Raw genomic sequence first — 5,741 nt, forward strand, 5'->3', positions numbered from 1 at the left:
CCATCCCGGCCGTCGAAGCCAAAGGCACGTTGCTGCTGGAGGACGTCGGAGTACCACTACCCGCACTCGCCGACCTGGTGGCCGGGGTCGCCAAGATCGCCGCCCACCGCGACGTCCTGATCTCAGTGATCGCCCACGCCGGCGACGGCAACACCCACCCACTGATCGTCTTCGACCCCACCGACACCGCCATGACCCAACGAGCCCAACAAGCGTTCGGCGAAATCATGGAACTCGCGGTCGGACTCGGCGGCACCATCACCGGTGAGCACGGCGTCGGCCGGCTCAAACAACCGTGGCTGGCCAGCCAGATCGGGCCCGATGCGGTCGAGCTGAATCAGCGGATCAAGCGGGCGCTGGACCCCGGCAACATCCTCAACCCAGGCGCAGCGATCTGAGGGCGGTCTAACCCATCCCCCATTGGCTGAGCAGATCGGCGCTGCGCCACCAGATCAGTGCGGCGAACAGCAGCGTCACCGCCACCGAGACACCGGCCTGGACGGCGGCGCGCCGGGCTTTCGGGGCGTAGACGAATGCGGCGGTCACCAGCGCGCCGGTGACCAGGCCGCCGACGTGGCCCTGCCAGCTGATCGAGCCCGCGCCGAGGGCCGGCCCGATGAAGGTGAACGCCAGGTTGAGGCCGACGACGGCGGCGATCCAGCGCACGTCGAGGTTGAGCTTGCGGGCCACCACGAAGATCGCCCCGAACAGGCCGAAGATGGCGCCCGACGCGCCCGCCGTCGCGGTGTTCAGCGGTGAGATCAGGTAGACCAGCACCGAGCCGCCCAGCCCGCTCAACGCGTAGAGCACCCCGAATCGCAGCCGGCCCAGCCAGGCTTCCAGCGGCGGCCCCACCACGTACAGCGCCCACATGTTGAACAGCAGGTGCATGGCCCCGTAATGCAGGAACGCCGAGGTCACCAGCCGGTAGTACTGGTCCTGCGCGGCGATCCCCGGCGCCCACAGGGTGAGTTCGCGTTCCAGGTTGCCCGACCCGATCTGCGCCACGAACATCAGCACGTTCACCGCGATCAGGGCGTAGGTGAGTACCGGCGCCCCCGAGCGCGCGACCCCGCCGAATTGGGTGCGCGGTGCCTGCACCGATTTGGCGCCCTCGTTGACGCATTCGACGCATTGGTGACCGACCGCGGCCGCCCGCATGCACTCCGGGCAGATGTAGCGCTGGCACCGGGTGCACCGGACGTAGGTCTGCCGGTCCGGATGCCGGTAGCAGGTCGGCGTCTCGGCGGGCGACTGCGGCGGATAGGGGGAGCTCACGGGCCGAGCCTAGTGCGAGCATCCGAATCGATGACATCGCTCCATTGACACTTATGCGTCCACTGTCGTAGACATAAGACATGACAGCAGATTTGTCTCACGCCGCTTTCACCCTCGCCGGCGCCGACACCTGGGCCAGCCCGTGGGCCATGTACGCGGCGCTGCGCGACCACGATCCGGTGCACCACGTCGTGCCCGACGGCCACCCCGAACTCGACTACTACGTGCTGTCCCGGCACGCCGATATCTGGGCCGCCGCCCGCGACCACGAGACGTTCTCCTCGGCCCAGGGCCTGACGGTGAACTACGGCGAGCTGGAGGCGATCGGGCTGACCGAGAATCCGCCGTTTGTCATGCAGGACCCGCCCGTGCACACCCGGTTCCGCAAGCTGGTGTCGCGCGGGTTCACCCCGCGCCAGGTCGAGACGGTCGAGCCGAAGGTGCGCGAGTTCGTGATCGAGCGGCTCGAGCGACTCCGGGCCGACGGCGGCGGAGACATCGTCACCGAACTGTTCAAACCGCTGCCGTCGATGGTGGTCGCGCACTATCTCGGGGTACCCGAGGAGGATCGGGCCCGGTTCGACGGCTGGACCGAGGCCATCGTCGCGGCCAATGCGGCCGAGGGTGGCGTCGCTGCCGCCGCGGGCGCCGTCGGCGAGGCGGTGGCCTCGATGATGGGGTACTTCGCCGAGCTCATCGAGCGGCGCCGCCGCGAACCGGGTGACGACACCATCTCGCACCTGGTCGCCGCCGGGGTTGCCGGGGAAGGCGACGGCGACTCCGATATGGCGGGCACCCTGTCGATCCTGGCGTTCACCTTCACCATGGTCACCGGCGGCAATGACACCACCACCGGAATGCTGGGCGGCGCAGTACAACTGCTGCACCAGCACCCCGATCAACGGCGGTTGCTGGCCGACGATCCCGGGGCGATCCCCGATGCCGTCGACGAGTTCCTCCGGCTGACCTCCCCGGTCCAAGGCCTGGCCCGCACCACCACCCGGGACGTCACCGTCGGCGACACCACCATCCCGGCGGGACGCAAGACGTTGCTGCTGTACGGGTCGGGAAATCGCGATGAACGCGAATTCGGGTCCGACGCCGCCGAACTCGACATCCAGCGGCAACCGCGCAACATCCTGACCTTCAGCCACGGTGCCCACTTCTGCCTGGGCGCGGCGGCGGCCCGCATGCAGTCCCGGGTGGCGTTGACCGAATTACTCTCGCGTCACCCGGATTTCGAGGTCGATCTGGATGCGGTGGTGTGGGCGGGCGGCAGCTATGTGCGCAGGCCGCTGTCGGTCCCGTTCCGGCCGGGGCGGTGATGAGCCGCGACTGGCTGGCCGCCCGCCGCACCGAGGTGGCAGCCGACCGCATCCTCGAGGCGGCCGGCGAACTGTTCACCCGCAAAGACGCGGCCGCCGTCGGCATGCACGAAATCGCCTCGGCCGCAGGGTGTTCCCGAGCCACCCTGTACCGGTACTTCGAGAACCGGGATGCGCTCTACACCGCGTATGTGCACCGCGAGGCGCGGCGGCTCTACGAGGACCTGACGCTGCAGGTCGCCGGTCTGACCGACCCGTCACAACGGTTGATCGAGGGCGTCCTCACCGCGTTGCGGGCGGTTCGGCAGAGCCCGGCGTTGTCCTCATGGTTCGCCAGCGCGTCACCCCCGATCGGCGGCGAGATGGCCGAGCACTCCGAGGTGATCCGGACGCTCGTCGAAGGTTTCGTGCGATCGCTGGGGACCGGCGGCGAGGATGTCGGCAGGCGGGCCAGATGGCTGGTCCGGGTGCTGGTGTCGATGCTGGTGTTCCCCGGCACCGATGAGGCCGACGAACGCGCCATGCTCACCGAGTTCGTGGCGCCGCTCGTGGTCGGAGCTCAGGCCACCCAGTAGGCCTGCGCCTTGATCGACCGGCGCGGGATGTTGTACTCCTCGCGGAAGAGCTTGGCCACCGCCCGCGTCGTCCGGTTGTTGCAGGCCACCCAACCGAAGTGGTCGGCGGCGTCGAAGGCCGACGCGCTCACCGCGGCCAGCAGCCCCTCCGCGTCGCGGTCCACCCAGGTGATCTCGGCGCCGTGGCCGACCGGCAGTTCGCGGTCGTCGTCGTGACCGGCTTCCAGGAACACCCGCGCCGGGGTGTCCCCGATCGCGTCGAGCAGGGAGTTGATCGCGGGCAGCGATGCGGTGTCGCCGACGATGACATATCCGGCCGGCGCCGGCTCGGGCAGGGCGAAGTCGCTGCCGAGCACCGTCACGTCGAGCACGTCACCGGGTCGGGCCGCCGCCGCCCACCCGGTCGCGACCCCGTCGTGCATGGAGAAGTCGATGTCCACGGTGCCGGCCGCCGGATCCGGATTGACCAGCGTGTAGCCGCGCTGATGCGCCCTGGCCCGGTCCGATGTTCCAGTGCGGGAAAACCAGCCCCGCACCCACATCGTGGGGTGCAGGCGCCGCTCGGCCAGCAGCCGGTGGGCGTCGAAGTGCAGCCGCAGATAGTTCGGCGTGAGCTCGGTGCGCCCGGTGACCGTCAACTCGTAGTCGGCACCACGCCACAACCTGACCAGTGCCCCTTCGAGCCCACGCGACGCCTTCTGCTCCGTCATATCCTCACCTCTTCGATACGTTCTTAGGTAAGGGTAGCCTTATTTTGATCCGTCGCGCAGCCGCACCCACCACCCGCGAGGTTCACTATGAAGCCGGCGAGACCCGCTTCTACACCTTCGGCGCGGGCGAGTTTCTGCTCCACGATCTGGAGAACATCGGCTCGACACCGCTGAAGTTCCTCACCGTCGAGCTTCTGGCATCGGCGAACCCCCCGATCGCACTGCGTAATCCCTGAATTGCGCGTCGACATCGCGAATCGCGCCGCGATCGGCGGAGGTCACAAGCGATGCGTAGGCACGAAGCGCCGTCGACACCGCACGCACCCGGGCCTGTGGGCGATACCCCCCTGACGCCGCAACGATCTGGCGCCGGCATTCCATTTCCTCCTCAGACACATCAAGAGTGATCGTCCTGGCCCGAATGTCGATGTCAATCCGGTCGCCGTCGCGCACCAGCGCGATCGGGCCGCCTGCGGCGGCCTCGGGCGAAACGTGGCCTATCGACAGCCCTGAACTCCCTCCGGAGAACCGCCCGTCGGTAACCAGTGCACACACGCTGCCCAAGCCTCGCCCCTTGAGGAATGAAGTCGGATACAGCATCTCCTGCATTCCCGGACCGCCACGCGGCCCCTCGTATCGCACGACGAGGACGGCCCCCGGCTCGACGCGCCCTCCGAGGATCGCGCTGACCGCCTCCTCCTGCGATTCCACCACAACAGCGGGTCCGGTGAAATTCCAGAGGCTCTCATCAATGCCAGCCGTCTTCACGACGCAACCGGCGGGAGACAGATTGCCGGACAGGATGGCCAAGCCGCCGTCAGGGGAATACGCGTGCGCGACGTCGCGGATACACCCGGCCGCCGCATCGAGATCCAGGCTCTCCCAACGCTCAGACTGCGAAAACGCGACGGAACTACGCCGTCCACCTGGCGCGGCGTGGAACAGCTCGACAGCTTCGGCGCTCGAGGCTGAACCTCGGATATCCCAAGTATCGAGCCAGTTGTCGAGGGTTAGCGAATGCACGGCGTGCACCTTCTCGGAAAGCAGCCCCGCGCGTCGCAATTCCCCGAGGATTGCTGGGATGCCTCCCGCACGATGAACGTCCTCCATCAGATAGGAACCGTTAGGGGCGACCTTGCACAGACACGGAACCCGTCGCGAGATTCCGTCGATCTCGGATAGGGCGAAGTCGAGTTCGGCCTCATGTGCCGCCGCGAGTAGGTGCAGCACGGTGTTGGTTGACCCGCCCATCGCGACATCCATCGCCATCGCGTTCTGGAACGCCTCGCGGGAAGCGATGGCGCGCGGCAGGACCGAAACGTCTCCGGCATGGTAATGCCGCTTGGTCAACTCGACGATCGTGGCGCCTGCCCTCTCGTAGAGCACCTTTCGTGCCGTATGCGTCGCGAGCACCGAACCGTTCCCAGGCAACGCAAGTCCCAACGCCTCGACCAAGCAGTTCATCGAGTTGGCGGTGAACATGCCCGAACACGATCCACAGGTCGGACATGCGGCCTCCTCGATGCGCGCCAGATCTTCGTCGGAGACGGCAGTATCGGCGGCCCCACTCATCGGATCGATCAAATGGAGTCCGGTCCTGACTCGACCATCGACCATGGTCGCGCGACCGCCCTCCATCGGACCGCCCGAAACGAACACCGTCGGCACATTCAGCCGCAGTGCCGCCATGAGCATGCCTGGCGTGATTTTGTCGCAGTTCGAAATGCACACCAATGCGTCCGCTTTGTGGGCCTCAACCATGTACTCGATGGAGTCGGCAATGAGATCCCGTGACGGTAAGGAGTACAACATCCCGTTGTGCCCCATAGCGATACCGTCATCGACGGCGATGG

Annotated in this window: 7 protein-coding genes; 4 read left to right on the forward strand and 3 right to left on the reverse strand. The window is 67.3% G+C overall.

Annotated features, from left to right (window positions below; all coding sequences use genetic code 11):
- A partial coding sequence (locus ACWDTP_RS36985; protein WP_450028184.1) for an FAD-linked oxidase C-terminal domain-containing protein occupies window positions 1-398 on the forward strand: 398 nt, incomplete at its 5' end.
- Between the two features lie 7 nt (window positions 399-405).
- Here the strand turns inward: ACWDTP_RS36985 and ACWDTP_RS36990 are convergent.
- Window positions 406-1,278 (reverse strand): rhomboid family intramembrane serine protease, encoded by an 873-nt coding sequence (locus ACWDTP_RS36990; RefSeq protein ID WP_450028185.1) that lies wholly within the window; start codon window positions 1,276-1,278, stop codon window positions 406-408.
- Between the two features lie 80 nt (window positions 1,279-1,358).
- Between ACWDTP_RS36990 and ACWDTP_RS36995 the strand changes: the two genes are divergently transcribed.
- Window positions 1,359-2,603, forward strand: coding sequence for a cytochrome P450 (locus ACWDTP_RS36995; protein WP_450028186.1), 1,245 nt, complete (start codon window positions 1,359-1,361; stop codon window positions 2,601-2,603).
- Window positions 2,603-3,178, forward strand: coding sequence for a TetR/AcrR family transcriptional regulator (locus tag ACWDTP_RS37000; protein ID WP_450028187.1), 576 nt, complete (start codon window positions 2,603-2,605; stop codon window positions 3,176-3,178). Before ACWDTP_RS36995 ends, ACWDTP_RS37000 begins: the two co-directional genes overlap by 1 nt.
- Here the strand turns inward: ACWDTP_RS37000 and ACWDTP_RS37005 are convergent.
- Window positions 3,163-3,888 carry a siderophore-interacting protein gene (locus tag ACWDTP_RS37005; protein WP_450028188.1) on the reverse strand — a complete coding sequence of 242 codons (726 nt, stop codon included), beginning with the start codon at window positions 3,886-3,888 and terminating at the stop codon, window positions 3,163-3,165. The genes ACWDTP_RS37000 and ACWDTP_RS37005 overlap by 16 nt on opposite strands.
- 44 nt (window positions 3,889-3,932) lie before the next feature.
- Between ACWDTP_RS37005 and ACWDTP_RS37010 the strand changes: the two genes are divergently transcribed.
- Window positions 3,933-4,124: a hypothetical protein gene (locus ACWDTP_RS37010; protein ID WP_450028189.1), complete on the forward strand. Its 192-nt coding sequence runs from the start codon at window positions 3,933-3,935 to the stop codon at window positions 4,122-4,124.
- Here ACWDTP_RS37010 and ilvD read toward each other — a convergent pair.
- The coding region (gene ilvD, locus ACWDTP_RS37015; RefSeq protein WP_450028190.1) for a dihydroxy-acid dehydratase at window positions 4,069-5,741 on the reverse strand (1,673 nt) is incomplete at its 5' end. The genes ACWDTP_RS37010 and ilvD overlap by 56 nt on opposite strands.

The organism is Mycobacterium sp. NPDC003449, from assembly GCF_053588415.1.

Excerpts from the sequence above, each read along its gene's own strand:
- ACWDTP_RS37000 (WP_450028187.1), top strand. The coding sequence starts at position 2,603 with ATGAGCCGCGACTGGCTGGCCGCCCGCCGCACCGAGGTGGCAGCCGAC.
- ACWDTP_RS36995 (WP_450028186.1), top strand. The coding sequence starts at position 1,359 with ATGACAGCAGATTTGTCTCACGCCGCTTTCACCCTCGCCGGCGCCGAC.
- ACWDTP_RS37005 (WP_450028188.1), bottom strand. The coding sequence starts at position 3,888 with ATGACGGAGCAGAAGGCGTCGCGTGGGCTCGAAGGGGCACTGGTCAGG.